The organism is Acinetobacter sp. HR7, assembly GCF_000773685.1.
Classification (GTDB): Bacteria; Pseudomonadota; Gammaproteobacteria; order Pseudomonadales; family Moraxellaceae; genus Acinetobacter; species Acinetobacter thermotolerans.
The window spans coordinates 1-24,765 of the sequence record NZ_JPQO01000165.1 but is presented as its reverse complement, the minus strand read 5'-3'; the positions used below and the strand labels follow the sequence as shown (position 1 = coordinate 24,765).

At 47.0% G+C, this 24,765-nt stretch carries 27 protein-coding genes; 20 read left to right on the top strand and 7 right to left on the bottom strand.

Translation table 11 applies throughout. From position 1 onward, the window contains the following. The first annotated feature begins 16 nt into the window (after nt 1–16). Genes dapA through purC form a run of 3 tightly spaced genes read left to right on the top strand, consistent with a single transcriptional unit; the run spans nt 17 to nt 2,286 of the window. Nucleotides 17–916, top strand: a complete 900-nt coding sequence (dapA, locus tag GW12_RS08270; RefSeq protein WP_034586127.1) for a 4-hydroxy-tetrahydrodipicolinate synthase — start codon at nt 17–19, stop codon at nt 914–916. Between the two features lie 12 nt (nt 917–928). Then, the gene (locus tag GW12_RS08265; RefSeq protein WP_034586125.1) at nt 929–1,528 is read left to right on the top strand and encodes a lipoprotein-34 precursor (NlpB); all 600 of its coding nucleotides are present in this window, start codon (nt 929–931) and stop codon (nt 1,526–1,528) included. Between the two features lie 38 nt (nt 1,529–1,566). Further along, nucleotides 1,567–2,286 (top strand): phosphoribosylaminoimidazolesuccinocarboxamide synthase, encoded by a 720-nt coding sequence (gene purC / locus GW12_RS08260; protein WP_034586124.1) that lies wholly within the window; start codon nt 1,567–1,569, stop codon nt 2,284–2,286. A 454-nt stretch (nt 2,287–2,740) separates the two neighbouring features. Here the strand turns inward: purC and GW12_RS08255 are convergent, their stop codons facing one another. Beyond that, the gene (locus tag GW12_RS08255; RefSeq protein ID WP_034586122.1) at nt 2,741–4,015 is read right to left on the bottom strand and encodes a replication-associated recombination protein A; all 1,275 of its coding nucleotides are present in this window, start codon (nt 4,013–4,015) and stop codon (nt 2,741–2,743) included. A 262-nt stretch (nt 4,016–4,277) separates the two neighbouring features. Between GW12_RS08255 and GW12_RS08250 the strand changes: the two genes are divergently transcribed. Beyond that, nucleotides 4,278–6,407 carry a bifunctional diguanylate cyclase/phosphodiesterase gene (locus tag GW12_RS08250; protein ID WP_034586120.1) on the top strand — a complete coding sequence of 710 codons (2,130 nt, stop codon included), beginning with the start codon at nt 4,278–4,280 and terminating at the stop codon, nt 6,405–6,407. Nucleotides 6,408–6,420: 13 nt separating this feature from the next. On the opposite strand, the gene GW12_RS08245 is transcribed toward GW12_RS08250, so the two are convergent. Continuing rightward, on the bottom strand, nt 6,421–6,873 hold the full coding sequence (locus GW12_RS08245; protein WP_034586116.1) for a YcgN family cysteine cluster protein: 453 nt from the start codon (nt 6,871–6,873) through the stop codon (nt 6,421–6,423). 192 nt (nt 6,874–7,065) lie between these two features. Between GW12_RS08245 and GW12_RS15440 the strand changes: the two genes are divergently transcribed. Further along, nucleotides 7,066–7,224 (top strand): DUF1328 domain-containing protein, encoded by a 159-nt coding sequence (locus GW12_RS15440; RefSeq protein ID WP_004647174.1) that lies wholly within the window; start codon nt 7,066–7,068, stop codon nt 7,222–7,224. Nucleotides 7,225–7,305: 81 nt separating this feature from the next. Here GW12_RS15440 and murJ read toward each other — a convergent pair whose 3' ends face one another. Beyond that, nucleotides 7,306–8,856, bottom strand: coding sequence for a murein biosynthesis integral membrane protein MurJ (murJ, locus tag GW12_RS08235; RefSeq protein ID WP_171077685.1), 1,551 nt, complete (start codon nt 8,854–8,856; stop codon nt 7,306–7,308). Nucleotides 8,857–8,921: 65 nt separating this feature from the next. Then, on the bottom strand, nt 8,922–9,506 hold the full coding sequence (gene ampD / locus GW12_RS08230) for a 1,6-anhydro-N-acetylmuramyl-L-alanine amidase AmpD (RefSeq protein WP_034586110.1): 585 nt from the start codon (nt 9,504–9,506) through the stop codon (nt 8,922–8,924). 180 nt (nt 9,507–9,686) lie between these two features. Between ampD and nadC the strand changes: the two genes are divergently transcribed. Beyond that, nucleotides 9,687–10,532 (top strand): carboxylating nicotinate-nucleotide diphosphorylase, encoded by an 846-nt coding sequence (gene nadC / locus GW12_RS08225; protein ID WP_034586107.1) that lies wholly within the window; start codon nt 9,687–9,689, stop codon nt 10,530–10,532. Nucleotides 10,533–10,646: 114 nt separating this feature from the next. On the opposite strand, the gene GW12_RS16105 is transcribed toward nadC, so the two are convergent. Both GW12_RS16105 and rph read right to left on the bottom strand, forming a co-directional pair. Beyond that, complete coding sequence (locus GW12_RS16105) at nt 10,647–10,772, bottom strand: hypothetical protein (RefSeq protein ID WP_264673525.1); 126 nt, start codon at nt 10,770–10,772, stop codon at nt 10,647–10,649. A gap of 172 nt (nt 10,773–10,944) precedes the next feature. Further along, a complete protein-coding gene (gene rph / locus GW12_RS08220) occupies nt 10,945–11,661 on the bottom strand; it encodes a ribonuclease PH (RefSeq protein ID WP_034586105.1) in 717 nt (238 codons plus the stop codon). Nucleotides 11,662–11,856: 195 nt separating this feature from the next. Between rph and GW12_RS08215 the strand changes: the two genes are divergently transcribed. Continuing rightward, nucleotides 11,857–12,486, top strand: coding sequence for a TetR family transcriptional regulator (locus GW12_RS08215; RefSeq protein ID WP_034586169.1), 630 nt, complete (start codon nt 11,857–11,859; stop codon nt 12,484–12,486). Between the two features lie 45 nt (nt 12,487–12,531). On the opposite strand, the gene GW12_RS08210 is transcribed toward GW12_RS08215, so the two are convergent. Beyond that, nucleotides 12,532–13,152 (bottom strand): thiol:disulfide interchange protein DsbA/DsbL, encoded by a 621-nt coding sequence (locus GW12_RS08210; protein WP_034586103.1) that lies wholly within the window; start codon nt 13,150–13,152, stop codon nt 12,532–12,534. 182 nt (nt 13,153–13,334) lie between these two features. On the opposite strand from GW12_RS08210, the gene ubiG reads away from it, so the two are divergent. The 13 genes from ubiG to GW12_RS08150 all read left to right on the top strand — a co-directional run bounded on the left by ubiG (nt 13,335) and on the right by GW12_RS08150 (nt 24,433). Further along, nucleotides 13,335–14,078: a bifunctional 2-polyprenyl-6-hydroxyphenol methylase/3-demethylubiquinol 3-O-methyltransferase UbiG gene (gene ubiG / locus GW12_RS08205; protein WP_034586099.1), complete on the top strand. Its 744-nt coding sequence runs from the start codon at nt 13,335–13,337 to the stop codon at nt 14,076–14,078. Next, a complete protein-coding gene (locus GW12_RS08200) occupies nt 14,075–14,758 on the top strand; it encodes an HAD family hydrolase (protein ID WP_034586096.1) in 684 nt (227 codons plus the stop codon). Before ubiG ends, GW12_RS08200 begins: the two co-directional genes overlap by 4 nt. A gap of 64 nt (nt 14,759–14,822) precedes the next feature. Next, nucleotides 14,823–15,569 carry a YciK family oxidoreductase gene (locus GW12_RS08195; RefSeq protein ID WP_034586093.1) on the top strand — a complete coding sequence of 249 codons (747 nt, stop codon included), beginning with the start codon at nt 14,823–14,825 and terminating at the stop codon, nt 15,567–15,569. A 187-nt stretch (nt 15,570–15,756) separates the two neighbouring features. After that, a complete protein-coding gene (locus GW12_RS08190) occupies nt 15,757–16,176 on the top strand; it encodes a hypothetical protein (RefSeq protein ID WP_034586090.1) in 420 nt (139 codons plus the stop codon). 183 nt (nt 16,177–16,359) lie between these two features. Further along, nucleotides 16,360–16,515 carry a hypothetical protein gene (locus GW12_RS15885; protein WP_171077684.1) on the top strand — a complete coding sequence of 52 codons (156 nt, stop codon included), beginning with the start codon at nt 16,360–16,362 and terminating at the stop codon, nt 16,513–16,515. Between the two features lie 284 nt (nt 16,516–16,799). After that, complete coding sequence (locus GW12_RS08185; protein ID WP_034586087.1) at nt 16,800–17,192, top strand: RcnB family protein; 393 nt, start codon at nt 16,800–16,802, stop codon at nt 17,190–17,192. A 228-nt stretch (nt 17,193–17,420) separates the two neighbouring features. Further along, entirely contained in the window at nt 17,421–17,783 is a 363-nt protein-coding gene (locus tag GW12_RS08180) for an RcnB family protein (RefSeq protein ID WP_034586084.1), read from the top strand. Nucleotides 17,784–17,914: 131 nt separating this feature from the next. Beyond that, nucleotides 17,915–19,264 (top strand): amino-acid N-acetyltransferase, encoded by a 1,350-nt coding sequence (gene argA, locus GW12_RS08175; RefSeq protein WP_034586081.1) that lies wholly within the window; start codon nt 17,915–17,917, stop codon nt 19,262–19,264. A 336-nt stretch (nt 19,265–19,600) separates the two neighbouring features. Further along, nucleotides 19,601–20,560, top strand: a complete 960-nt coding sequence (locus GW12_RS08170; protein ID WP_034586077.1) for a sulfonate ABC transporter substrate-binding protein — start codon at nt 19,601–19,603, stop codon at nt 20,558–20,560. A 20-nt stretch (nt 20,561–20,580) separates the two neighbouring features. Then, the gene (locus tag GW12_RS08165) at nt 20,581–21,576 is read left to right on the top strand and encodes an aliphatic sulfonate ABC transporter substrate-binding protein (RefSeq protein WP_034586074.1); all 996 of its coding nucleotides are present in this window, start codon (nt 20,581–20,583) and stop codon (nt 21,574–21,576) included. A 36-nt stretch (nt 21,577–21,612) separates the two neighbouring features. Then, a complete protein-coding gene (gene ssuD / locus GW12_RS08160) occupies nt 21,613–22,788 on the top strand; it encodes an FMNH2-dependent alkanesulfonate monooxygenase (RefSeq protein WP_034586071.1) in 1,176 nt (391 codons plus the stop codon). Then, a complete protein-coding gene (ssuC, locus tag GW12_RS08155; protein ID WP_034586068.1) occupies nt 22,788–23,603 on the top strand; it encodes an aliphatic sulfonate ABC transporter permease SsuC in 816 nt (271 codons plus the stop codon). The genes ssuD and ssuC overlap by 1 nt, the downstream gene beginning before the upstream one ends. A gap of 23 nt (nt 23,604–23,626) precedes the next feature. Further along, on the top strand, nt 23,627–24,433 hold the full coding sequence (locus GW12_RS08150) for an ABC transporter ATP-binding protein (protein WP_034586065.1): 807 nt from the start codon (nt 23,627–23,629) through the stop codon (nt 24,431–24,433). Nucleotides 24,434–24,765: the final 332 nt, after the last annotated feature.

The window sequence follows — 24,765 nt, the reverse complement described above, 5'->3', positions numbered from 1 at the left end:
AGGATAGTTTTTCAAAATGACTCAGCAAGCACAGACCATTCAGGGTTCCATTGTCGCACTCGTCACCCCCATGTTTGAAGATGGCAGCGTAGATTGGAAGGGTCTCGAGAAGCTGGTTGAGTGGCATATTGCAGAAGGTACTAACAGCATCGTGGCTGTCGGTACGACTGGTGAAGCATCAACGCTCAGCATGAGCGAACACACCCAGGTGATCAAAGAAATCATCCGTGTTGCAAACAAACGTATTCCGATTATTGCCGGTACGGGTGCAAACTCGACTCGTGAAGCGATCGAGCTGACTCAGGAAGCCAAAGACCTGGGCGCAGATGCTGCCCTGCTGGTGACCCCATACTATAACAAGCCAACTCAGGAAGGCTTGTACCAGCACTATAAAGCCATTGCTGAAGCGGTTGATCTGCCACAAATTCTATATAACGTACCAGGCCGTACTGGCGTAGATATGGCAAATGAAACCGTGATCCGTCTGGCTGATATTCCACAAATCGTCGGAATCAAAGATGCGACTGGGGATGTAGAACGTGGTGCAGCCCTGATTGCTGGCCTGCAAGGCAAAGACATGACCGTGTATTCAGGCGATGATGCAACTGCATATCAATTGATGGCACATGGCGCGAAAGGCAACATTTCGGTGACTGCAAACGTTGTACCGAAAATCATGAGCGAAGTTTGTGCTGCTGCCCTTGCTGGTAATGCAGCATTAGCAGAACAGATGAATGCTCAGGTTGCAAATTTACACAATATTTTATTTTGCGAATCCAACCCGATTCCTGTGAAATGGGCGTTACATGACATGGGTCTGATCGGTACTGGTATTCGCTTGCCACTGACTCCACTTGCAGAACAATATCGCGCACCGCTGCATGAAGCACTTGCTGCTGCGGGCGTTATTCAATAAGAGCACAAGATTATGCAATTACGTTTAGGACTTATCCTTGCCCTTTCAGCAATCAGTTTAGCGGGTTGTAGTACCTTTAAAAACGGGACTTTGGACTACAAAAACACCACCACGCTAGATCCTTTGCAATATCCGGAAGGTGCCATGGTTCGTCCTGCAACGCCATTGTATCCTGCTCCGACAGTGGATCCGCTTGCGATTGAGCATGCACCGAAGCTGGAAAACGAGCGTGGTACGCGTTTTGCCCTGCCACGCCCAGCAACAGAAGCTGTTCGTTCAAATCAAGCAGATGAAACTGTTACAGAAATTAGCGGAAAACCACAGCTAGTCATGGACGGAAATCAAAATCCGTTGCTCAAAATCGATGGAAATCCTGCTACAATATGGCAATACACTCTTGCCACGCTCAGCAGCCTTAACCATTCCATCGTTGGTCAAAGCAAGGATCGTTACCAGGTAACGATCAAGGTCGATCAGCAGACCTATGTTTTAAGACTCTCTCCTGCAGGTTCGAGTAACACCCTGGCTGTGTTTAATCCAGATAACAGTTTTGCCGACCGTGAACAGGCAGCAGAACTGTTAAATCAGATTTACCAAAATTGGCCAGCCTAGACATTTTCTAGGCATTTTTTTTTGTAGAAGGTTCCCTCATGTTAAAACAAACCTTGCTCTATACTGGTAAAGCGAAATCTGTCTATACCACAGACAGTGAAGACCACCTGATTTTAGTTTTTCGTGACGATGCGTCCGCATTCAATGGCGAAAAAATCGAACAACTGGATCGTAAAGGTAAGGTGAATAACCGTTTTAACGCCTTCATTATGGAGAAACTGGCTGCTGCTGGCATCGAGACTCACTTTGAGAAACTGCTGTCACCAACTGAAGTTCTGGTGAAAAAACTCAAAATGATTCCAGTAGAATGTGTGGTTCGTAACTATGCTGCAGGTTCTTTATGCCGTCGTCTTGGTGTAGAAGAAGGTAAAGAGTTAACTCCTCCTACATTCGAATTGTTCTTCAAAGATGATGCGCTGGGCGATCCAATGGTGAACGAATCTCAAGCAATTGCTTTGGGTTGGGCGACCGCTGAACAGCTGGCAAAAATGAAAGAACTGACTTACCAAGTGAACGAAGTGCTTAAAGCATTATTCGAAGCGGGCAATATGCTTCTAGTTGACTTTAAACTTGAATTTGGTGTGTTCCACGACCGTATCGTACTGGGTGATGAATTCTCTCCAGATGGTTGCCGTCTATGGGATAAAGACACCAAGAAAAAACTGGATAAAGACCGTTTCCGCCAAGGCCTAGGTGGTGTGGTTGAAGCTTATGAAGAAGTTGCTGCACGTATCGGCATCGATCTTTCTGACATCTAATCTATTTCTTAAATAAATTCAAAAAGCCGGGCTTAGTGCTCGGTTTTTTATTGTTTGTTCAATAATCGAAAAAATAAATTTTCTTAATGAAAAACACCGTTTTTACAACGTTCGGTAAAATATTTAAAATAACTTCCATACCGGGCAAGCTACTGACACTCAGCTCTCCACCAGTAGATTGCCAACCAGATTCTTTTCTACCCTCTAGGATGTATCTCCCCCAAGAACATCCTATTTTTGGCCCGGTTCTCCCAGAACTGGGCTTTTTTTTGCCAATAATTCAGATGATTAAATGCTTAGCTTGGGTTACTTGAATTCTGTCAAAATAAAATGATCAACCTACTTTAACACCCGACTTCTTGATCTTTTCGGTAAAGGAGAATTATTTTTTCCTTCCAATCCTCCATAAAAAATACCGGCCCAATTGAACCGGTATTTTTGACCATTCATTCTATTATTGCTGCTGTTGTGCCTGCTGCCAGCGACGCTGCTGTAAGCGTTCTGCTTCGACTTCACGTTTGTTACGCGCGGACTCATACAGCTTGGTGCCTTTCAGCTCCGGTGGCAGATAGTCTTGCAAAACAAAGTGTTCCGGATAATTGTGCGGATACAGATAATCCACCCCATAACCCTGTTCTTTCATCAGCTTGGTTGGCGCATTGCGCAAATGCAGCGGCACTGGCAAGTGGGAAGTTTTATCTGCCAGCTCCAGTGCTTTGTTAATCGCCAGATAGGTACTATTACTCTTGGCACTGGTCGCCAGATAAACAGCACATTGACCGAGAATAATCCGGCATTCCGGCATACCAATCGCCTGTACCGCACGGAAACATTCTCCAGCTAAGAGCAAGGCATTCGGGTTGGAATTGCCTATATCTTCTGAAGCAGCAATCAACATACGGCGTGCAATAAAGACCGGATCTTCACCGCCTTTCAGCATACGTGCCATCCAGTACAGCGCTGCATCCGGATCACTCCCACGAATGGATTTAATAAATGCTGAAACCAGATCATAGTGTTGCTCACCCGACTTGTCATAACGGGCAATATTCTGCTGCGCGACTTTCACCACCACGGCATTGGTGATGATATTTTCCATATCCGGTTCAAAGGTGCTGGCGACCAGATCCAGCAGATTGAGTGCCTTACGGGCATCCCCTGCGGCGAACTGGATCAGTGCATCAAATTCCTCAATCTGGATATAACGTTCTTTCAGGAAATCATCGCGTTGTACGGCCTGAGTGAGCAAGGTCTGAATCGCCTCATTACTCAGGGCATTCAGGGTATAAACCTGACAGCGAGACAACAAGGCACTGTTGACTTCAAAGGACGGATTTTCTGTGGTCGCACCGATCAGGGTAATTTTGCCCTTCTCGACCGCATTCAGCAGCGCATCCTGCTGGGATTTGTTAAAGCGGTGAATTTCATCAATAAAGACGACAGGTGTCAGCAGATCGCCCCCTTCGGCAATCACTTCACGTAGCTCTTTGACCCCGGTATTCAATGCCGACAGACTAACAAAAGGACGGTCTACCGCCTGCGCCAATAACAAGGCAATCGTAGTTTTACCTACGCCTGGCGGCCCCCAGAAAATAATCGAAGGCAAATGTCCCTGATCAATCATCTGGCGCAATGGCGCATTTTCACCCAACAGGTGATCCTGTCCGATAATTTCCCTGAGGTCACGTGGCCTCAAACGTTCAGGAAGAGGAATATGGCTGTCTGACATTTTATTATTGGCTCACATTGAATCTGTCTGCATTCTAGCATCCGTGATCCGGATTCCACAGATGCAGTTGCAGGGTATTCAGTTATCAAAAAATAATATCCTTATGCTTTTTATCATTTCTTTGGAATTAATTCTTGCAACTTCATACAAATTTGATCATATTCTGTATGACAGCACTCATGCTGAAATATTATTCTTTTATTCTAATAATAGATAACTGATCTGGAGTCGGGTCAAATTAAAAGTCTGTATCGGTGAATACATGGAATTTGATAAGCAAAATCTGGACGCTTTCACACGATTTGAATCGCCGGACTCCTTCTATTCGAATACGTCCTCTTCTACACCTGAAGAGCTGTCTTTGATTCAACAATTTGCTGATGCACTGCCCCATCCGGTCTGGGTACAAACTCAAAATAATGAGGCCTATTTCAATCAGGCCATGACCGACTATCTGGGCATCGACCTGAATCAGCATGGCAGTGAAAAATGGCAACAGTTTATCCATCCTGATGATTTAAATAACTTTACCCAGGAATGGCATGCCGCGCTGAATGTGCGCCAGAATATCGAAATCCAGAGCCGTATCCGTAAACCAGACAACTCCTATCGCATGTGCCTACTCAGCATGAAGTTTCATCATGCCGTGCAAAGCCCCCTGTATTGGGCGATTAGTCTGACTGATATTCACGATTATTTTGAAATCCAGCAGCAGTTATCGCAGATGATCACTGCCCAGAAAAATATGCTGGATGCCAGTTTGGACTGTATCAAGATCATTACCCCAGATGGCAAGCTGAGCCACGTCAACCGTTCCGGCCGACAAGCCTTAGGATTGTCGGAAAATGAACATGAATTTGGCATGCCTTGGCTGGATCTTTTGCCACCTGAAGTCCGTGCTTCGGGTAAACGCGCGCTGAAACGTGCGTCACAAGGCCTGAATGCCCGTTTTTCCGGTAAAAGCCAACTAGATGATCAGGAACCTGAGTATTGGGACAACCTGCTGACACCAATGATGGATGAGCATAATGTGCCGCAGCAGATTCTGTGCGTATCCCGTAATATTAGCCAGCAGCGTCAGGCTGAAACCCGCCTGAAAGCCATCATGGAACGCGATGAGCTGACCGGACTGTATAACCGACGCACCTTCTATAAATTCTTTAAACGTACTCTTTACAAAGCCCAGCAACAACAAGGTCAGGTTGGCCTGCTGCTGATCGACCTGGATTATTTCAAGCACGTGAATGACACCCTCGGTCATATTGCCGGAGACCATCTGCTGCATGTGCTGGGTGAGCGTTTCCAGAAAAATCTGGATCCTGAAGCGATTGTGTCACGCCTTGGCGGCGATGAATTTGCCGTACTGGTACCGAATATTCAGGATGAATCAAGACTCATCGACGTGGCCAAGCAGGTCTGCCAGCAGATTGAACAGCCGATCAAATATGCCGGTAGAAGCATTAATGGTGGCATCAGCGTCGGTGGCGCGATCTACCCTCGGGATGCCAATAACAGTTCCAACCTGCTGAAATGTGCCGATATCGCACTGAATGACCTGAAAAGCAGTGGTCGCGGTGGCATCCGCATGTTTAGTCAGGAAATGTTTGAGTCCCTGGACAAAATGACCCGCCAGCTGATTCTGGCACGCAAGATTATCAATTCTGACCAGATTGTGCCGTACTATCAGCCGAAAGTGCGTCTCTCTGACGGCGCCGTGATTGGTTTTGAAGCATTACTGCGTTGGCAAGACCAGAAGCACCAGATTCAGCTACCTTCACATATATTCTCAGCTTTCCAGGACTATGAACTGGCATCACGCATCAGTGAAACTATGCAACTGAAAGTGTTTGAGGATATGACGCGCTGGCAGCAGCAAGGTCTGGAAATCCTGCCGATTTCCATCAATGCAGCACCGGTGGAGTTCTTACGTGATGATTATGCCGAGAAACTGTTAGAACGCCTGTCACGTTTTGATATTCCAGCCGATAAAGTGGAACTGGAAATTACCGAGCAGAGTCTGTCTGAACGCGGCGCTAATTATGTCATCCGTGCCCTGACCCTGCTTAAAGAAGCCGGGATTAATATTTCACTGGATGACTTTGGTACCGGGCATTCGTCCTTGACCCGCCTGCAAGAATATCCGGTGGACTGCATCAAGATCGACCGTAACTTTGTCATGAGACTGAATACTGACCCATCTGCACTAGCGATTGTCAAAGCCATTACCCAGATCGGCTCCAGTATTGAACTGGATGTACTGGTAGAAGGAATTGAAAATAACGAGCAGTTATCGACGCTGATCACCTGTGACTGTCAGATTGGACAAGGCTTCTATTTCTATCGACCAATGTCTGGTGAGGCGGCGCAGCAATTACTGCGAAGTGCAGCCTAAATCTGTTTAAGCCTTAACGTACCCAGCGCACGATATATTCGTCGATCTCGTCTTCATCAACATCGACTTCACTCAGGCAACGCCCCGCTGCCGACTTACGTGCCTTGATCACGCTTTCACGTGAACCTGTCAGCAAATAATGCCAGGAAGGTAAGGCTTTGCCTTCTGCCACCCGACGATAAGCACAGCTCGAAGGCAACCAGTGAATTTTCGCCAATTTTTCCGGCGTCAGCTGGATACAATCCGGGACATATTGTAACCGGTTCAGATAATCCGAACAGCGAGCCGTCTGGCAATCCAGCAGCTTACAGGCCACCTTGGTATAGGCCACTTCTCTTGTTTCTTCATCTTCCAGTTTGATCAGACAACATAAACCACAGCCATCACACAAGGCTTCCCATTCCGCAGGATTCAGCTTGGTCAGGGCATGGTGTTTCCAGAATTCAGGGCGCAAGGTATCAGTCATGACAGCAGCAGGGGTGGTTCAGAAGATCATGATTATAACATCTCAGATTGCCGGCATCGGTGTGTAAATGCCTGATAACGATACTCACACGAATGCTAAGGAGCTGATACATCCTCAACAAAACACGAACAGTTTGAAGGATTTATTGTCCCTATACTGATTTTGAAAATAAAAACACATGGAGATTCAAAGATGTTTCGTTGGGCTATTATATTCGCTGTTATTGCGCTAATTGCCAGTCTGCTCGGTTTTGGCGGCGTTGCCGGTTTGTCCAAAGACTTCGCCATTATTCTGCTTGTGATTGCCGTCATCTTGGCAATTGTCGGCTTTCTGTCCCGTGGTAAGGTTTAGTAATTAAGCAATACTACTAAAAAAAGATGTAAAAAAATAAGAGCCCAACGGCTCTTATTTTTTCTTTATTTTTATCAATGCTTATGGTTTAAGATGACGAGGCCGGAAACCAACGAAAAACAAAGCCACCAGATAAGCCAGAATACCAACGATACACAGACCCAGTACTTCAGCGACACGTAGCCACTGTGAGACATCGCCGTTATACCAGTTCAGGGCATAAGCCAAAGCCGCAATCATGGTCAGGTTGGCAAAACCGAATTGCAGCACGATCTTTTTCCAGTGTGCACCGAAGCGGTAAATATTGCGTTTGTGCAGATAGAAATACAGCATTCCCGCATTCACTAAAGCTGAACCTGAAGAGGCTAAAGCCAGCGCCATATGTTCTGCATGCCAGTCGATCAGCTTGAAGAAACCAATAAACACCACGTTCAAGATGGCATTGGCAGCGACAGCCATCAGACCCACACGAACCGGGGTCTTGGTATCCTGCTGCGCATAGAAACCTGGTGCAAATACCTTGATCAGCATGAAGGAAATCACCCCTGCACTCATACATTGCAGCGCCAGCGCAGTCATATGCGTATCTTCCAGGTCAAACTGGCCACGCTGGAACAGCGCTTGAATGATCGGGGTGGAAAGCATAAATAGCGCGATACTGGCCGGCACACCCACCAGTACAATCACCTTAGCGGCCCAGTCGATCATGCTACGGAACTTGGCCTGGTCCTGTTCGGCATGGCGTGCAGACAGCGACGGCAGAATCACGGTACCAATTGCTACACCAATCAGACCTAATGGCAACTCAGTCATACGTTCGGCACTGTATAACCAGGACACTGAACCATCCTGCATGAAAGACGCCCAGATGGTATTCAGCAACAGGTTAATCTGGGTCACTGAAACCCCAAACAGCGCAGGCAGCATCAGCTTCATGATGCGGTCTACGCCTTCATGCTTGAAGTCCACTTTGGGTGGAATTAGCAATTTTCTGCGCCACAGTTCTGGAATCTGGATCGCCAGCTGCAAGGCACCAGCAATCAGCACCGCCCAGCCCAGCGCCATGATCGGTTCCGCCATATACGGCGTCAGCCACAAGGCACCCGCGATCATCGCCATATTCAGCAATACCGGGGCAAATGCTGGTGTGGTAAACGAACCATAACTGTTTAGGATACTACTGGCGAAGGCCGTCAGCGACATAAACAGCAGATATGGAATAGTCAGACGGAACATGTCTGAAGCCAGCGCAAACTTCTCTGGATCGGCATGGAAGCCCGGCGCATAGATATAGATAATCGCCGGAGCTGCTACCATGGCAAAAAAGGTCAGCAAGCTCATAAAGGTCGACAGACAGCCAAAGACCCGGCTGATCAGGATCTGCACCTCAGCATGGGTCTTCGTTGTTTTGTATTCAGTCAGCACCGGAATAAAGGCTTGAGAAAAAGCTCCTTCCGCAAACAAGCGCCTGAAAAAGTTGGGAATACGGAATGCGACCACGAAGGTATCGAAGTCTTTACCGGCACCAAAGACGTTTAACAGCACCACATCCCGGACCAGACCCAATACCCGTGACAACATGGTCATCGCACTGACAATGACGGTCGAACGCCACAGCGCCATATTGTTCACCTAATGTTTAAATTTTGCCTATTGTAATGAAACTTACCAAAGAAGTTCATTGCTTTATCACATACCTATTCAGGTATTGATGCCTTTTTATAATGATGTAATTGTTCACGGAATGCTGCCCAGTTGAAATACGGGCCTGGGTCGGTTTTACGCCCCGGGGCAATATCGGAATGCCCAGCCAGATGGTACTGCGTTTTTGGATAATGTGCCTGCAGACAGGCCACGACTTGCACCAGCGTCTCATACTGCGCCTGCTCAAAAGGCTGGTCGTCACTGCCTTCCAGCTCAATGCCGATGGAATAGTCATTGCATTCCTTTTTGCCCAGATAGCTCGAGCGGCCGGCATGCCAGGCCCGGTCATTAAAATTGACAAACTGGATTACTTCCCCAGTGCGCAGAATCAACAGATGCGCTGAAACTTCCATGCCCTGAATGGTCTGAAAATAGGGATGCACTGACCAGTCCAGCTTGTTCTGGAAAAACTGCTCGATATAGCCACCACCAAACTGCGACGGCGGCAGGCTGATGTTGTGAATCACAATCAGCTGGATCTCGGTATTGTCCGGACGCTGATTGAAGTTTGGCGAGGGAACCTGGCGTGCACCGATGAGTTGTCCATCCTTAACATGAAACGCAGGTGCCTGTTGCATAAAAACTTTCCTATCCCGATCGAATATTTGATGCTGTGTAATAAAGCCAGTTCAATGCTAAAACTTTCCCATGCAAATCTCAATTCAGCCGGCATGACTGTACGAAAAATCGCTCATTTTTATGTAACAGTGCTAATATAACGCGCAATTTTCACGGCTTAAAAACATACGGAAATTCTCATGAGCATACCTCAAGCTTTGTTAGAACAGTCGATCCAGATCAATATCCAGCAGGCGCTGGCAGAAGATATTGGCGATGGCGACATCACTGCCCTACTCACGCCTGAAGATGAACAGGCCACTGCAACCATCATCAGCCGTGAAGACATGGTGCTTGCAGGCCAGCCATGGGTGAATACCCTGATTCAAGCCTATGATCCCAAAGTGGAAGTAATGTGGCTGAAAAATGATGGTGACCGTGTTCAGGCCAACGAAGCATTCCTCAAACTGGCCGGCTCAGCACGTAGTCTGCTAACCGTTGAACGTCCTGCACTGAATTTTGTTCAGACCCTGTCAGCAGTCGCAACCAAAACCGCGAGCTATGTCAAAGAACTAGAAGGTTTAAATACCAAACTGTTAGATACCCGTAAAACCATTCCAGGTCTGCGTATTGCGCAAAAATATGCGGTCACTATTGGTGGCGGTCAAAACCACCGTCTGGGCTTATTTGATGCTTTCCTGATTAAAGAAAACCATATCATGGCTGCCGGTGGCATCCAGCAGGCGATTGAGCGTGCACATAGCATTGCACCAGGCAAACCGGTGGAAGTTGAAGTAGAAACCTGGGATGAGTTGAATCAGGCGCTAGAAGCCAAAGCGGATATCGTGATGCTGGATAATTTTAGCCAGCAGCAGATGATTGACGCAGTAAAATACGTGGCAGGTCGTTGCAAACTGGAAGCATCTGGTAACATTACCATTGCCAACTTGCGTGAAGTCGCCAGTACGGGCGTCGACTATATTTCCATGGGCGTGTTAACCAAAGACGTGAAAGCAGTCGATCTATCCATGCGCTTTAATGCCTAAGCTACGATAGATTGAATATAGAGAAAGGGTGCATATTGCACCCTTTTTATTTTAAAAATTTTGCACGACATGGTACAAAATTTTGGGAGATTTAAATAAACCGCTTAAGCAGGCTTACTGATTGGTATTTTGTCCTGCTGGCGCAGAAGCACCGTCACGGTCAGCATCACGGGCATTATTATCACAGGCGCTCAGGCCTAGTACGGTACAGACTGAAAGTGCCATCAACCAGATTTTCATAGATGAACCCTCTATATTTTTGTAGATTGAAAATCATCTCCTGAAACACAGCGATACAGTAGTCAGGTCCTGTTCATTTTTTGTGAGGCAATGTTGAAGCCTAAAAACGAACATAAAAAAACGCATCCGGAGATGCGTTTTTCTTTTTTTATAGCAGCTTTTATAACAGCGATTACCAGCCCAGTGCTTCCTGCTGTTTCTTGATCAGCTCTTGAATGCCTCTTTCTGCCATTTCCAGCATCGCGTTGCACTGCACACGGGTAAATGGTTTGTCTTCAGCAGTACCCTGAATTTCAATAAATTCACCGGCCTGGGTCATCACCACGTTCAGGTCAGTCTGGCAGTTTGAATCTTCTTCATAGCAAAGATCCAGCAACACTTCATCTTTAAAGATACCCACAGAGATCGCCGCAACTAGACCTTTCAATGGATCTTGCTTGATTTTTTTCTTTTCTAGTAACACGTTCATCGCATCAACCAATGCTACTGCCGCACCGGTAATAGAAGCAGTACGTGTACCACCATCCGCCTGAATCACATCACAGTCAATGGTAATAGTATTTTCACCCAGTTTTTTCAGGTCTACCATGGCACGCAGGCTACGGCCAATCAGACGCTGGATCTCCTGGGTACGGCCGCTCTGTTTGCCACGTGCTGCTTCACGGTCGCTACGGGTATGGGTTGAACGTGGCAGCATGCCGTATTCTGCGGTTACCCAACCTTGGCCCTGACCTTTCAGAAAGCGTGGTACTGAGTTATCAATGCTGGCAGTACAAAGCACTTTAGTATGACCAAATTCAACCAATACTGAACCTTCCGCATAACGTGTGTAGTTACGGGTAATTTTTACTTCACGTAATTGATCTAATGCTCGCTGGTCGATACGCATAACAAATCCTGCTTTGACTGAAAAATAATTGCCGCACAGTATAACAGAAGCCTATGCCCTGTTGCCCGGCATGGCAGATGTTTTACAAATTCAATCATTGCTCCTGACTTTTCCAACTTTCGGAAACTGCTGAACGGCTCTGCTCGACCCTGTATTATTTTGCTAAACTCGTAGAAATATTGAGGGAATATGGCTATGTCTTTACGGGAAGAACGCAAGCAGCAAAGTCATCAGGCGATTATTGATGCCGCACTGGTGTTAAGCAGCCGTGGCCGGGCATTTAGCAATATCAGCCTGCGTGAGCTTTCCCGTGAAGTTGGGCTGGTTCCGACGGCATTCTATCGACATTTTAAGGACATGCAGCAGCTGGGGACAGAACTGCTCGACCAGGTCGCGCTTAAGTTGAAAAGTGTCCTGAATCAGCTGGTTGACGCTTATCTGCATCAGGTACATTCCGATAGTGAAACTTCTATTAGCCTGTTCTTTCAGGCGGTTGAAGAGCATCCTGAACCCTGGCTCTTTTTTGCGACCGAACGTTGGGGTGGATCTGACTTTCTGCGCAGCAGTATTGAGCGGGAACTGCAATATTGGGTGTCTGATCTGGTCGATGAACTGGAAAATCTTTATGCGGCTCAGGGCATCGAGCAGCCTCAACACTTAAAGCTACTGATCCAGATGCTGGTGGATTTATCCCTGAACTGGGCCATGGGCTGGATGAGTATTCAAGGTCTGGCCGAAGCTGAGGTAAAAGCACTACGTCGTCAAGAATTTAAGGCTCAGACTGTAATTCAAATGCAGCTGCTATTTCAGGGCATTCATGCATAAAAAAACCTGCAGCAATGTACAGGTTTTTGTGGCTAAAGTGCAGGCTTATTTTGCCTTACGTTCTTTTTCTACCAGATAAGAAATCACCTGGGTGACTTTGGCATCTTCACCCTGAACGATGTATTTACCATTTACCACCACAGCTGGAACACCAGTCAGCTGATAGGTTTGTGCCAGACGTTTCGCCTGAGCAATCTTCGAACTCACCGCAAATGATTTATAAGTGCTGTTAAATTTCGCCTCAGGCACGCCATAGCGAGTATAGAACTTGGCAAAACCCGGTTGTTCTAACAGCTTCTGCTGACCACGCACATGGATGTCATGGAATAACTGCAAGTGGGCTTTTTGGCGTACGCCTAACAGTTCAGACGCATAGTAAGCACGGGCACCCTGCTCCCAAAGCGGATTCATCGCAGCAGGGGTACGGACAAAGCGCACATCTTTCGGAATCTGTTTTAGCCAGGTCTGCATGTGTGGCTCTAGACGGAAGCAGTGCGGGCAACCATACCAAAAGAATTCACGTACTTCGATTTTCCCCGGAACTTCAACTTTCACTGGATTTGGAACAACCGTGTAATCCTTACCAGCAGTGAATTGGGCAGCCATGCTGCTGCCAGAAATTGCAAAAAGAGCAGCAGCAACGCCGCTAAAAAGGAATTTTTTCATTGAACTTATAGTCCTCAAAATCTTTATGATTAGCTTATGCAGATACTATAAAGCAAATACGCAGCTTTCGTTTTTATTCTGTGAACTTTTTTTAAGGCTTTTATCGCTTTTTTCACAGGAAGCGCTACACTAATCTATATTGAACTTTTTTAAAATATAATGACTTGATTGAGGTGACACCCATGTCGCAATTGAATGTTGATCCACAGGAAATTGCCAAATTTGAAGCTTTCGCAGCCATCTGGTGGGATCAGCATTCTGAGTTCCGTCCGCTGCATATGATCAATCCGCTACGTCTGAACTGGATTGATGAGCATGTGGGTGGCCTCAGTGGCAAGAAAGTCCTGGATGTCGGCTGTGGTGGCGGCATTCTGGCAGAAAGCATGGCGCGCCGTGGCGCCGATGTACTCGGCATTGATATGGGTGAAGCTCCACTGAATGTAGCGCGTCTACATGCTGAACAGGAAGGTGTTAACAACATTCAATACCGTCAGATTCCAGTAGAACAACTGGCAGAAGAACAAGCCGGTCAATATGACGTGGTGACCTGTATGGAAATGCTAGAGCACGTCCCGGATCCAGCATCCATTATTCAAGCCTGTCATAAGCTGGTGAAACCAGGCGGCCATGTATTCTTCTCGACCATTAACCGTAATCCGAAGTCGTATCTATTTGCCATTATTGGCGCAGAATATATCTTGCGTATGCTAGCCAAAGGTACGCATGACTACAGTAAATTCATTAAACCATCTGAACTGGCACATGACATTCGTAATGCCGGCCTGAAACTTAAAGACATGACTGGTCTGCACTATAATCCGCTGACCAAGCGCTACTGGCTGGCACCAAATGTCGACGTAAATTACATGGTCTACACTGTCAAAGAAGAGAACCTGAAAGAAAATGTGAATGGAGCTGCTGAATGAAAGCAGTCCTGTTCGACCTCGATGGAACCCTGATTGATACTGCCGCGGACTTTGTCCGTATTATTCAGGACATGTGCCGTGAAGAAAGCCGTGAGATTGTCCCTGCCGAACTGATCCGTACCCAGGTGTCAGAAGGTGCACGTGCCATGGTCAAGCTGGTCTATCCTGAGCTGGAAGTGACCGATCCGATTCTGTTGGCGCATCGTCAGCGTTTTCTGGACCTATATGGTGCTGATATCGCTGTAGATACCGACCTGTTTGAAGGCATGTATCCGCTATTAGAAGCACTGGAAGCACGCAGCATTCCCTGGGGCATTGTCACCAACAAGCCACGCTGGCTGAGTGAATCACTCCTCGTGGCACTAAACCTGACCGAGCGCTGTTCGGTACTGGTTTGCCCGGAAGATGTGGGTCATACTAAGCCACATCCGGAGCCAATGTATCTGGCAGCCAAACAGATCGAGATTGCACCACAAGATTGTATCTATGTCGGGGATCATCCGCGTGATATTGAAGCCGGACGTGCAGCCGAGATGTACACTATTCTGGCAGCCTATGGCTATCTGCCATTGGAATATCGTGATGATCTGGCAGCTTGGCGTGCAGATTGCATCGTGCATAGTGTAGAAGAATTACATCAATGTATTCAGGCGCTGGTGCTGAAGCCGGTGCTCGGCTAAGGCAACACTGCCGAATTAAAATTTATAGACTTTATAACAATAAGCAAGATGAAGGAGGTCGTTCATGAAGTATTCAGAATATCAGCCTCGTACTGACCTGTTAAAGGATCGCATTATCCTGATCACAGGTGCGGGCGATGGGATCGGACGTGCAGCAGCAATTAGCTATGCGTTGCATGGTGCCACTGTGGTCCTGCATGGGCGTACCCTGAACAAGCTTGAAGTCATCTACGACGAAATTGAAGGTCTGGGTGCACCGCAGCCGGCAATCCTGCCGCTGCAGCTGTCCAGTGCTTCAGAACGTGACTACGAGTTTCTGGTCGAAACTCTGACCAAGCAGTTTGGCCGTCTGGATGGCATTCTGCACAATGCCGGTATTCTCGGCGAGCGTACCGAACTGGCGCATTATCCGCCAAGCGTCTGGGATGATGTGATGGCCGTGAATCTGCGTGCCCCATTTGTCCTGACCCAAGCTCTCATGCCACTGCTGCAAAAATCGGAGCATGCTTCGGTGGTGTTTACCAGCTCAGGTGTCGGTCGTGGTGTGCGTGAACGCTGGGGTGCCTATTCCATTTCTAAAATCGCGATTGAAGCGGTCAGCCAGCTGTTTGCCAAGGAAAATATCTATCCGAATATTCGCTATAACTGCATTAACCCAGGGGCAACCCGGACCGCGATGCGTGCCAAGGCCTATCCGGATGAAGATCCATTAACCTTGCCTACACCCGATTCGATCATGCCAGCCTATCTGTACCTGATGGGAGATGACAGCCTGCATATGAATGGTGAAAGCATTGATGCGCAGGATTAATGATCCATTTCATGAATAATCTGAATTTAGGGAGCTTAGGCTCCCTTTTTTATGGAACTGCTTTATAGCTTCATACAGCAACGATCTTGCCTAAATATTGGCGGATTCCACCCATGTCGCATTGAGTTTCGCTAAAATTCACCCATACTAGCACCTGACAGATTTTAGATTTTGATTCGAGAACCACATGACTGAGCTGAACAATATCACCGTGACGACTTTGGACGATGGCATGGTGTCCCTGCTGATCGACCAGAAGCCTATTTCAGAAAAATACGGCGTGAAATTTGAGGCCAGTATTATTGACGATATCAAGGCGCTGGAAAATGGCGGCAAGCTGAAACTGCTGGAGCAGTTTATCTTTTCCCATACCGACCTGAACTTTGAACATGCCTACTACTATGTGACCGGCGTTGAAAAGCTGGATGATGGCTACCGTCTGGCCAAACACTTTGTTTACCGTATCAAGGTACAGGATCAGCCGGAAATCGAGCATGTAATTACCAACCAGGGCAAGCCGATGACTGCGGATGACGTGCGTGCCTTTATTAATGCCCATATCCAGAAATCGCTGACTGATTTTACTGACCTGAACTATGCCTACTAAGTTCAGTAATTAAAAGAAAAGAGCACGCTAGTCGTGCTTTTATTAACTGAAAATATCTGTAAAAAGAATAATAAATCGGTTTTACATATCGTTTACATAAAAATATTCGGTTTTTCAAATTATCCATTTGCCGCTATGCTAAATCTCAATAAATAACTATTTACAGTAACAGGAGTGAAGTGCATGGCTGATCAAAAACGTAAAATCGAAACCATTCGTCGCATCGAAAATCTTCAGTTACCTGAAACCCTGATTCAGGCTTTAGATGATGCGATTGAAGCTGAATGTGTTGCTGAAGCAATTCAGTCTTTACAAGGTTTGGCAGAACAATGGAATTAGACAGAAGCCTGCAAATTTCTTTTACAACTTCTTCCTGACAGCAGCAGCTTTTTCATCCTCATTGATGACCTTTGACTTGACCTGCGTGACCACAGCCGTCAGGATATATTGCCTAGGTTCTCAGATGCTTAAGTCTAAAAAACGTTAAAAATCACACAGAACATCCGGCATAATCATAATCTCTCTGCATTCTTTAAAGAATAGATGCCTGATCTTCACAGTTTCTCTGCAATTTTTGCGTAAATTAGACCTGTAGAAAATGAACATTTGATTGAGGGTTCACCATGAAAAAGCTTTTGCTCGCTTTGACAATGTCTTTCAGCACATTGATGTTGACGAATGTTGCCACTGCTGCGCCGCATTTTGATGATGAACGTCACGATCATCCACGTTTCAACAATCCGGGCCAGGCAAAAAAACACCGTCAGGCTGATGAGCACAAAACCGAAGATCGCCACCGTATGCGTGAAGAGCGTGGGGTTAAACGCCTGCAACAGATGAAATGGCAACCAGGTTATGTGATGCCTCAGCACTACCGGGGTAATGGCTATAAAGTCCAGTATAAAGACCACAAACTGCCGAAACCGGATCGCAAACAGCAGTGGTATAAAGTCAATAATGACTACATTCTGGTCGATACTGACAACAACAGCATTCTGCGGATTGTTGGCCACTGATCCTTTGAATGTTCGGCAGATTTCAAAGACCCAAATGATTTGGGTCTTTTTATTTTGGGTTGAAGCATTTTTAAGCCGACTTTGAGATTTAGCCTTTAATCCCGTGCTTTTTCTCCTTTTTTCCTTCATTAATTTAACAATTCGCCTAAACTGGGCTCACGGTTTCTCTCCACTCCTTCGCTAATTTAGTCTCATCGAAACGCAAATGATGAAACATAGGTGAGAGCCATGAAAAAAGTTTTAACAACAATCGCTTTATCCCTGAGTGCTTTGGTTGCAACTTCTGCAATGGCGGCACCACAACATGATCCACGTTATGCGCCGCATAAACCTGCTCCACACTGGGATCATAAAGATGCGAAAAAATGGGATGACCGTCGCTGGGACAACAAACGTGGCGTGAATCCAAGCCGTGACTGGCGTGTCGGCCAGAAACTGCCAAATCAGTACGACAACCGCCGCTTTGAAGTAAGCAATTATGAAGAACGTCGCCTGCCTAAAGCCGGTAAAAACCAGCAGTGGTACAAAATCAACGGTGACTACGTTCTGGTGAATGACCGTAACGACAAGATCGTGCGTATCATCAACTAAATTCCCAATCCCGAACCTTTTCTCCATTACACCTGAAGCTTGCTTCAGGTGTTTTTTTATTGCTGTACTTCCCTGCCGGCTTTTTTTAGAATCAAATTCAACACATACATCTTTTTGGTATAGGACAGCGCATGAATCCAGCAGAACCGTCACAAAGCACAACATTGCAATATGTGCACTGGTTTCGCCATTCTGCACCCTATATCAACGCGCATCGTAACAAGACCTTTGTGATCATGTTTGATGGCGAAGCGGTTCTGCATGACAACTTCCAGCACATCATTCATGACATTGCTCTGCTGCATTCACTCGGGATTCATCTGATTCTGGTGCACGGTGCACGCCCGCAGATTAACCAGAATCTGGCGGCTTGCCAGATCACTACGCCTTTCCATCGTCAACGCCGCATTACCACACGTGAATCTCTAAGCTGTGTCATGAATGCGGTCGGTTCGATTCGCCTGCAGATTGAAGCGCTGCTTTCTATGGGACTGGCCAACTCACCGATGTATGGCGCACGTATTGATGTGGTCTCCGGCAACTTTGTAACGGCCAAACCTTATGGCATCCGTGATGGGATTGATTTCCAGCTCACTGGCGAAGTACGCACAGTAGATACCGATGCGATTCAGCGTCATCTGGACAGCCATAACATTGTGATTCTGGGGCCAACCGGTTATTCCACTACCGGTGAAGTATTTAACCTGCTGGCGGAAGAAGTCGCGACCAAAACGGCAATCCGCCTCAAAGCGGACAAACTGATTTTCCTCGGCAAACAGCATGGCTTAATGAATAAGGATGGACAATTACAGCGTGAAGTCCGTCCAAGCCAGCTGGATCACTATATTGCTCAGGATGCCCAGGAAATTCCTTCAGAACTGACCCTGCAGTTACGTGCAGCCCAGGAAGCCTCGCTAAATGGCGTCAATCGTGTGCATCTGATTTCCTATACCCATGATGGTGCACTACTGGAAGAACTGTTTACCCGTGACGGTTCCGGCACCCTGATTACCGATGCGCATTATGAAGACGTACGTACTGCAACGATTCAGGATGTCGGGGGCCTGATCAGCCTGCTGCGTCCGCTGGAAGAAGAAGGCATTCTGGTTTATCGATCCCGTGAACGCCTAGAAAATGAAATTGAACAGTTTGCCGTAATTGAACGCGATGGCATGATCCTGGCCTGTGCGGCGCTGTACCCGATTCCAACCACCGGCAATGAACCCCGTTCTGCCGAGATCGCCTGTGTGGCAGTCCATCCAAGTTACCGCAAGTCCAATCGTGGCAGCCAGATCCTGAATTATCTGGAAGATAAAGCGCGCAGCATGGGCATACAGCAACTCTTTATTCTCACCACCCGCACTGCCCACTGGTTCCTGGAACATGGCTTTGAACAGGTCTCAGTCGATGACCTGCCCGATGCCCGACAGGCCTTATATAACTACCAGCGTAATTCTCTGGTCTGTAAGAAGTCACTGTAATGTGACTTTTTATTGGTCCATATATCTTATTTTCTGCTAAGAATATTTAAAATATCCGGATATTGATCTTAAAAATAATTCCTATCCTATTCATAACCTTATATTTTTATTTCATTAATAAAATAATTTATATATTTCAATTATTTAATAATTTAAAAATAAATAATTTATTTACTTACTAAATCACTTTTCCGCATAAGTTTTGCGCTTTTTTATTTATCTTTTTTTCTCATTAGAAATTCCTGAATAGTTATTTTTTCTGAAAAGAAAAAACCTTTAGCGTATGCCTGACTTATTCATTGACTTATTTTTCATTTTTGTCGGGAGTTTTTATTCATGCGTCAGTCTTCGCTTAAATTCATCGCAAAAACTGCAGTCCTGAGCGCTGCAATTGCTGGCGTTATGATGCTTTCTGGCTGTTCTAAAAAAGAAGAAAGCGTAACCTTAAATATTGGCTTCCAGAAATACGGCATGCTGCCATTATTAAAAGAACGCGGCACCCTGGAAACTACATTAAAAGAACAAGGCGTGAATGTGAAATGGGTGGAATTCCCGGCAGGCCCACAGTTACTTGAAGGTCTGAATGTCGGCAGCGTGTCTTTTGGTGAAGCGGGTGAAGCACCACCAATCTTTGCTCAGGCAGCGAATTCAAATCTGGTTTATGTGGCGAATCAGCCAGAAGCACCGAAAGCTGAAGCGCTGATCGTACAAAAAGATTCCAACATCCAGTCTGTCCAAGACCTGAAAGGTAAACGTGTTGCCCTGAACAAAGGTTCAAACGTGCATTACTTATTACTGAAAGTGCTGGAAGCCAACAACCTGACCTTAAAAGACATCGAAGTGGTGTATCTGCCACCGTCTGATGCGCGTGCCGCATTCGAACGTGGCGCCGTGGATGCCTGGGTGATCTGGGATCCGTTCTTCGCCGCAGCTGAACACCAGATTGGTGCTCGTGTGATTGCTACTGGCGAGAACGTGGTCAGCAACCACCAGTTCTACCTGGCAGATCGTAAGTTTGCTGAAGCGCATCCACAAATCATTGAAGCGGTGGTGAATGAGCTGAACCTGACCACAGAATGGGTAGAAAAAAATCAGGACGAAGCGGCAAAACTACTGGAAAAACCGACAGGCCTGTCTCTAGACGTACTGAAAACCTCGATTTCACGTATGGGCTTTGGGGTAAAACCGCTTTCTTCAGAAGTGGTGCAAAAACAACAACAAGTGGCTGATGCCTTCTACGGCCAGCAACTGATTCCACAAAAGCTGAATATTGAAGCAGCCATTATTAAAAAATAAAAAGTATATAGGGGTTCATCATGAGTAACCTGAAAACAGTAAGTTATCTGGCATTGGCAAGCTTGAGCCTGGGCTTAAACGCTTGCCAAAAGCAGGAACAGGCACAGCAGTCTGCAGCCGTTGAAGCTGCACCTGCACAAGAGGTGAAGACCATTGCCATTGGTTTTCAGAAATCTGCCCTGAACCTGCTGGTTGCTCGTGATGAAAAGTTCCTGGAACAGGAATTCCCGAATGCCAAAATTGAATGGAAAGAATTCCCGGCTGGTCCGCAGATGCTGGAAGCACTGGCAGTTGGTGCCGTGGATTATGGCTATGTCGGCAATACCCCGCCGATTTTTGCCCAGGCTGCAGGTAAAGACCTGAATTATGTCGGTTATGAAGTCAGTGCAGATAAATCACTAGCACTGGTGGTGCCTGAGCAAAGCAACATCCAAAACATTGAAGATCTAAAAGGTAAACGGATCGCCCTGCAAAAGGGTTCCAATGCTCATGAATTCCTGTCCAAGATTCTGGCCAAAGCGGGCCTGAGCTGGACGGACATTCAGCCGATCTGGTTACCACCTGCGGATGCCCGCGCTGCGTTTGACAAGAAATCGGTCGATGCCTGGGCGGTTTGGGATCCGTTCCTGGCGGCGGCAGAACTGCATGGTCAGGCCCGTGTGGTGACCAAAACTGGTGATTTTGACAAGACCTATGCCTTCTATATCGCCAATCCCAAATTTGTTACTGCACATCCTCAAGCTACCGAAGGTGTGTTGAAAGCCTTGAATCAGGCAGACCAGTGGATTGTAAAAAATCAGACCCAGGCTTTACACACTTATCAAAAGAGCACCGGCCTGCCTGCTGATGTCGCGAAATATGCATTTGATCGCCGCCTGAAGCCTTCTCCAGTACAGCCTTTAACCACTGAAGTGATTCAGTCCCAACAGAATATTGCCGATCAGTTCCAGCAACTAGGGCTGATCCCGAACAAAATTCATGTCCAGCCCATTGTATGGACAGCAAACTCCCATTGATGACCGAGCTAAATCTTTTAAATTGAGGAACATAACATGAAAATTTTCTGGTTTATCCCGACACACGGTGACAGCCGCTACCTAGGTACTAGCAAAGGTGCGCGCGTGGTCGATCATGCTTATATAAAGCAGATCGCGGTTGCCGTGGATAACCTCGGCTATGAAGGTGTACTGATTCCGACTGGCCGTTCATGTGAAGATCCATGGCTGACTGCAGCAAGCCTAATTGATGCCACTAAACGCCTGAAATTTTTGGTGGCACTGCGTCCTGGTGTGACAACCCCTGCACTGGCAGCACGTATGGCAGCGACTTTTGACCGTCTGTCTGGTGGCCGTGTCTTGTTGAACCTGGTAACAGGTGGTGATGAAAAAGAATTAAAAGGCGACGGCGTGTACGAAGATCACGAAACTCGCTACAAGACTGCGACTGAATACACTACCATCTGGTGTGAAATCCTGAAACGTTCGCATACTGGTGAAAGCTATACTTTCCACGGTGAACGTCTCAGCGTCGATGATGCCAAACTGCTGTACCCACCTGTACAACACCCGCATCCACCACTCTGGTTCGGTGGTTCTTCAGATGCTGCGATTGAACTGGCAACAGACCAGGTCGATACTTACCTGACTTGGGGTGAGCCACCTGCAGCAGTCAAAGAAAAAATTGAAAATGTGCGTGCCAAAGCCGCTGCCAAAGGCCGCAAGCTGAACTATGGTATCCGCCTGCACGTCATCGTTCGTGAAACCAATGAAGAAGCCTGGAAAGCAGCTGAAGAGCTGATCCAGTACGTAGATGATGCAACCATCGCTGCAGCTCAGGCGAAATTCAAGTCTATGGACTCAGTGGGCCAGCGCCGTATGGCTGAACTGCACAATGGTGACCGGACTAAACTGGAAGTCTCTCCTAACCTGTGGGCAGGTGTAGGACTGGTACGTGGCGGTGCAGGTACTGCACTGGTCGGCGATCCGGAAACTGTTGCAGCACGGATTCAGGAATATGCAGATCTTGGTATTGATACCTTCATCTTCTCTGGTTACCCACATCTGGAAGAATCGATCCGTTTCGCGGAACTGGTATTCCCACTATTACCGCTAGAAACTCAAAAGAAACTGACTCAGCCTAACCTGACTGGTCCATTTGGTGAGATTGTGGCAAACAACTATACACCAGATGAAAACAAGAAGGCTGAGGGTGCTCAGGAGCCAGCTTAATGTCGAAAGTCGTTTCAGTTGAAACCGTCAAAGACAAGCCGGTTTCACGTGGAACACAACTCGGGCAGCGCTTGCTGCCCTGGTTGGTTCCAATTGGATTAATCATTCTCTGGCAGATTGCGTCAAGTACCGGTCTGCTGGAAAGCCGTATTCTACCGGCACCAAGTGCAGTGGTAGTCGCGTTCTGGAACCTGCTGATCAGTGGTGAACTGTGGACGCATGTCAAGATCAGCGCTGGTCGTGCCTTAAGTGGTCTGCTGGTCGGTGGTGGTTTGGGCCTGCTGTTAGGCCTGCTGAATGGGTCATCCAAGACTGCCTCTACCCTGCTGGATACCACCTTGCAGATGATCCGTAACATCCCGGCACTGGCATTAATTCCCCTAGTGATTTTATGGTTCGGGATTGATGAATCCGCGAAACTGTTCCTGGTCGCAATTGGTGTGTTCTTCCCGATTTATATCAACACCTATCACGGTATCCGTTCAGTGGATCCACAGCTGATTGAAATGGGTAAGAGCTATGGTCTGACCCGCTGGCAGCTGTACAAAGAAATCATCCTGCCAGGTGCGATGCCGTCGATTCTGGTCGGCCTGCGTTTCTCACTAGGTCTGGTCTGGGTGCTACTGATCGTAGCAGAGACCATTTCTGCACAGTCCGGTATTGGCTATATGACCATGAACGCACGTGAGTTCCTGCAAACTGACGTGGTGCTGGTCGGAATCTTACTGTATGCCCTACTTGGCAAACTGGCTGATGTCCTGGCGGTAGCACTGGAGCGTTTCCTGTTGCGCTGGCATGCTGGCTATCAAAAATAATTTAAAAAATCGAGGAGCATGTGATGACTGATTTAAGTTTAGGGCGTCTTGCCAATGGACAGACTGTGCCACAGGACCACACTGCAGCAGATATCAATCCTAATGCAGTCATCGGTGCTGAAATTATTATTGAGCAGCTACACAAGTTCTATGGCTCAGTCAAAGTCCTGGAAGATCTGGACCTGCATATTAAACCAGGTGAATTTATTGCGATTGTGGGTCGCAGTGGCTGTGGTAAAAGTACCCTGTTGCGTCTGATTGCCGATCTGGAACAACAGAGCTACGGCGAAATCAAGTTCAAGTCGGCGCGCCATATCCGTGAAGGCATTACTCCGGATGATATCCGGGTGATGTTCCAGGATCCCCGTCTGTTGCCATGGCGTAGCATCGAGCAGAACGTACAACTCGGTCTGCCTAAAGAAGAACATGCCAATGCTTCCAGCATGCTGGAAAAAGTAGGGCTGAAGGAAAAAGCCGGCCTATGGCCATCGCAACTGTCTGGTGGTCAGCGTCAACGTACTGCACTGGCACGTGCCCTGTCGCACAAACCACGTATTCTGCTGTTGGATGAACCACTCGGTGCACTAGATGCCTTGACCCGTCTGGACATGCAGAACCTGATCGAGAAGCTATGGACTGAACAGGGCTTTACCGCGATTCTGGTGACGCATGACGTCAGCGAAGCGGTACAACTAGCTGACCGTATCATCCTGCTGGATAAAGGCCACATTGCCAAAGAATTCCAGGTCGATCTGCCTCGTCCGCGTCAAAAGTGCCTAAAGTTCGCTGAACTGGAACAGCAGGTTCTGAATGCAGTACTCGCGACCTGATTTATTTAAAAGCCATCTACTAAAAACCCGGATCTTCGATTTGAATCCGGGTTTTTTCTTTACATATCTTGTAGCACTTTTAAATCCTGCATGGAATCAGTCAGATTACATACTGCAAGTTAAAAATCACAATGTGATGTAATCGACATTTTCAGATAATGAAATTTAAACGATCTGAGCCAGTCCTAATATCTTAAGTATTTTCAAAAGCTTGTTTTTAAGTGCAGGGAGTCGCCGATTTGAAGCAATTGCACAGTTGATCTACAGAATAAATCATCATTATTCAAAAAATTAGCCATGGACTTTATGCACAACCTGAGTTCGATGAAATC

What these genes read in the sequence shown, in the direction of transcription:
- nadC (WP_034586107.1), top strand. Translation starts at nt 9,687, where the DNA reads ATGAGCATACCTCAAGCTTTGTTAGAACAGTCGATCCAGATCAATATC.
- rph (WP_034586105.1), bottom strand. Translation starts at nt 11,661, where the DNA reads ATGCGTATCGACCAGCGAGCATTAGATCAATTACGTGAAGTAAAAATT.
- ssuD (WP_034586071.1), top strand. Translation starts at nt 21,613, where the DNA reads ATGAAAATTTTCTGGTTTATCCCGACACACGGTGACAGCCGCTACCTA.
- GW12_RS08200 (WP_034586096.1), top strand. Translation starts at nt 14,075, where the DNA reads ATGAAAGCAGTCCTGTTCGACCTCGATGGAACCCTGATTGATACTGCC.
- purC (WP_034586124.1), top strand. Translation starts at nt 1,567, where the DNA reads ATGTTAAAACAAACCTTGCTCTATACTGGTAAAGCGAAATCTGTCTAT.
- GW12_RS08185 (WP_034586087.1), top strand. Translation starts at nt 16,800, where the DNA reads ATGAAAAAGCTTTTGCTCGCTTTGACAATGTCTTTCAGCACATTGATG.
- GW12_RS08150 (WP_034586065.1), top strand. Translation starts at nt 23,627, where the DNA reads ATGACTGATTTAAGTTTAGGGCGTCTTGCCAATGGACAGACTGTGCCA.
- GW12_RS08255 (WP_034586122.1), bottom strand. Translation starts at nt 4,015, where the DNA reads ATGTCAGACAGCCATATTCCTCTTCCTGAACGTTTGAGGCCACGTGAC.
- GW12_RS08195 (WP_034586093.1), top strand. Translation starts at nt 14,823, where the DNA reads ATGAAGTATTCAGAATATCAGCCTCGTACTGACCTGTTAAAGGATCGC.
- GW12_RS08215 (WP_034586169.1), top strand. Translation starts at nt 11,857, where the DNA reads ATGTCTTTACGGGAAGAACGCAAGCAGCAAAGTCATCAGGCGATTATT.
- ubiG (WP_034586099.1), top strand. Translation starts at nt 13,335, where the DNA reads ATGTCGCAATTGAATGTTGATCCACAGGAAATTGCCAAATTTGAAGCT.
- GW12_RS15440 (WP_004647174.1), top strand. Translation starts at nt 7,066, where the DNA reads ATGTTTCGTTGGGCTATTATATTCGCTGTTATTGCGCTAATTGCCAGT.
- GW12_RS08170 (WP_034586077.1), top strand. Translation starts at nt 19,601, where the DNA reads ATGCGTCAGTCTTCGCTTAAATTCATCGCAAAAACTGCAGTCCTGAGC.
- argA (WP_034586081.1), top strand. Translation starts at nt 17,915, where the DNA reads ATGAATCCAGCAGAACCGTCACAAAGCACAACATTGCAATATGTGCAC.
- ssuC (WP_034586068.1), top strand. Translation starts at nt 22,788, where the DNA reads ATGTCGAAAGTCGTTTCAGTTGAAACCGTCAAAGACAAGCCGGTTTCA.
- GW12_RS08190 (WP_034586090.1), top strand. Translation starts at nt 15,757, where the DNA reads ATGACTGAGCTGAACAATATCACCGTGACGACTTTGGACGATGGCATG.
- GW12_RS08210 (WP_034586103.1), bottom strand. Translation starts at nt 13,152, where the DNA reads ATGAAAAAATTCCTTTTTAGCGGCGTTGCTGCTGCTCTTTTTGCAATT.
- GW12_RS08165 (WP_034586074.1), top strand. Translation starts at nt 20,581, where the DNA reads ATGAGTAACCTGAAAACAGTAAGTTATCTGGCATTGGCAAGCTTGAGC.
- GW12_RS16105 (WP_264673525.1), bottom strand. Translation starts at nt 10,772, where the DNA reads ATGAAAATCTGGTTGATGGCACTTTCAGTCTGTACCGTACTAGGCCTG.
- GW12_RS08245 (WP_034586116.1), bottom strand. Translation starts at nt 6,873, where the DNA reads ATGACTGATACCTTGCGCCCTGAATTCTGGAAACACCATGCCCTGACC.
- dapA (WP_034586127.1), top strand. Translation starts at nt 17, where the DNA reads ATGACTCAGCAAGCACAGACCATTCAGGGTTCCATTGTCGCACTCGTC.
- GW12_RS08180 (WP_034586084.1), top strand. Translation starts at nt 17,421, where the DNA reads ATGAAAAAAGTTTTAACAACAATCGCTTTATCCCTGAGTGCTTTGGTT.
- GW12_RS08250 (WP_034586120.1), top strand. Translation starts at nt 4,278, where the DNA reads ATGGAATTTGATAAGCAAAATCTGGACGCTTTCACACGATTTGAATCG.
- ampD (WP_034586110.1), bottom strand. Translation starts at nt 9,506, where the DNA reads ATGCAACAGGCACCTGCGTTTCATGTTAAGGATGGACAACTCATCGGT.
- GW12_RS08265 (WP_034586125.1), top strand. Translation starts at nt 929, where the DNA reads ATGCAATTACGTTTAGGACTTATCCTTGCCCTTTCAGCAATCAGTTTA.
- GW12_RS15885 (WP_171077684.1), top strand. Translation starts at nt 16,360, where the DNA reads ATGGCTGATCAAAAACGTAAAATCGAAACCATTCGTCGCATCGAAAAT.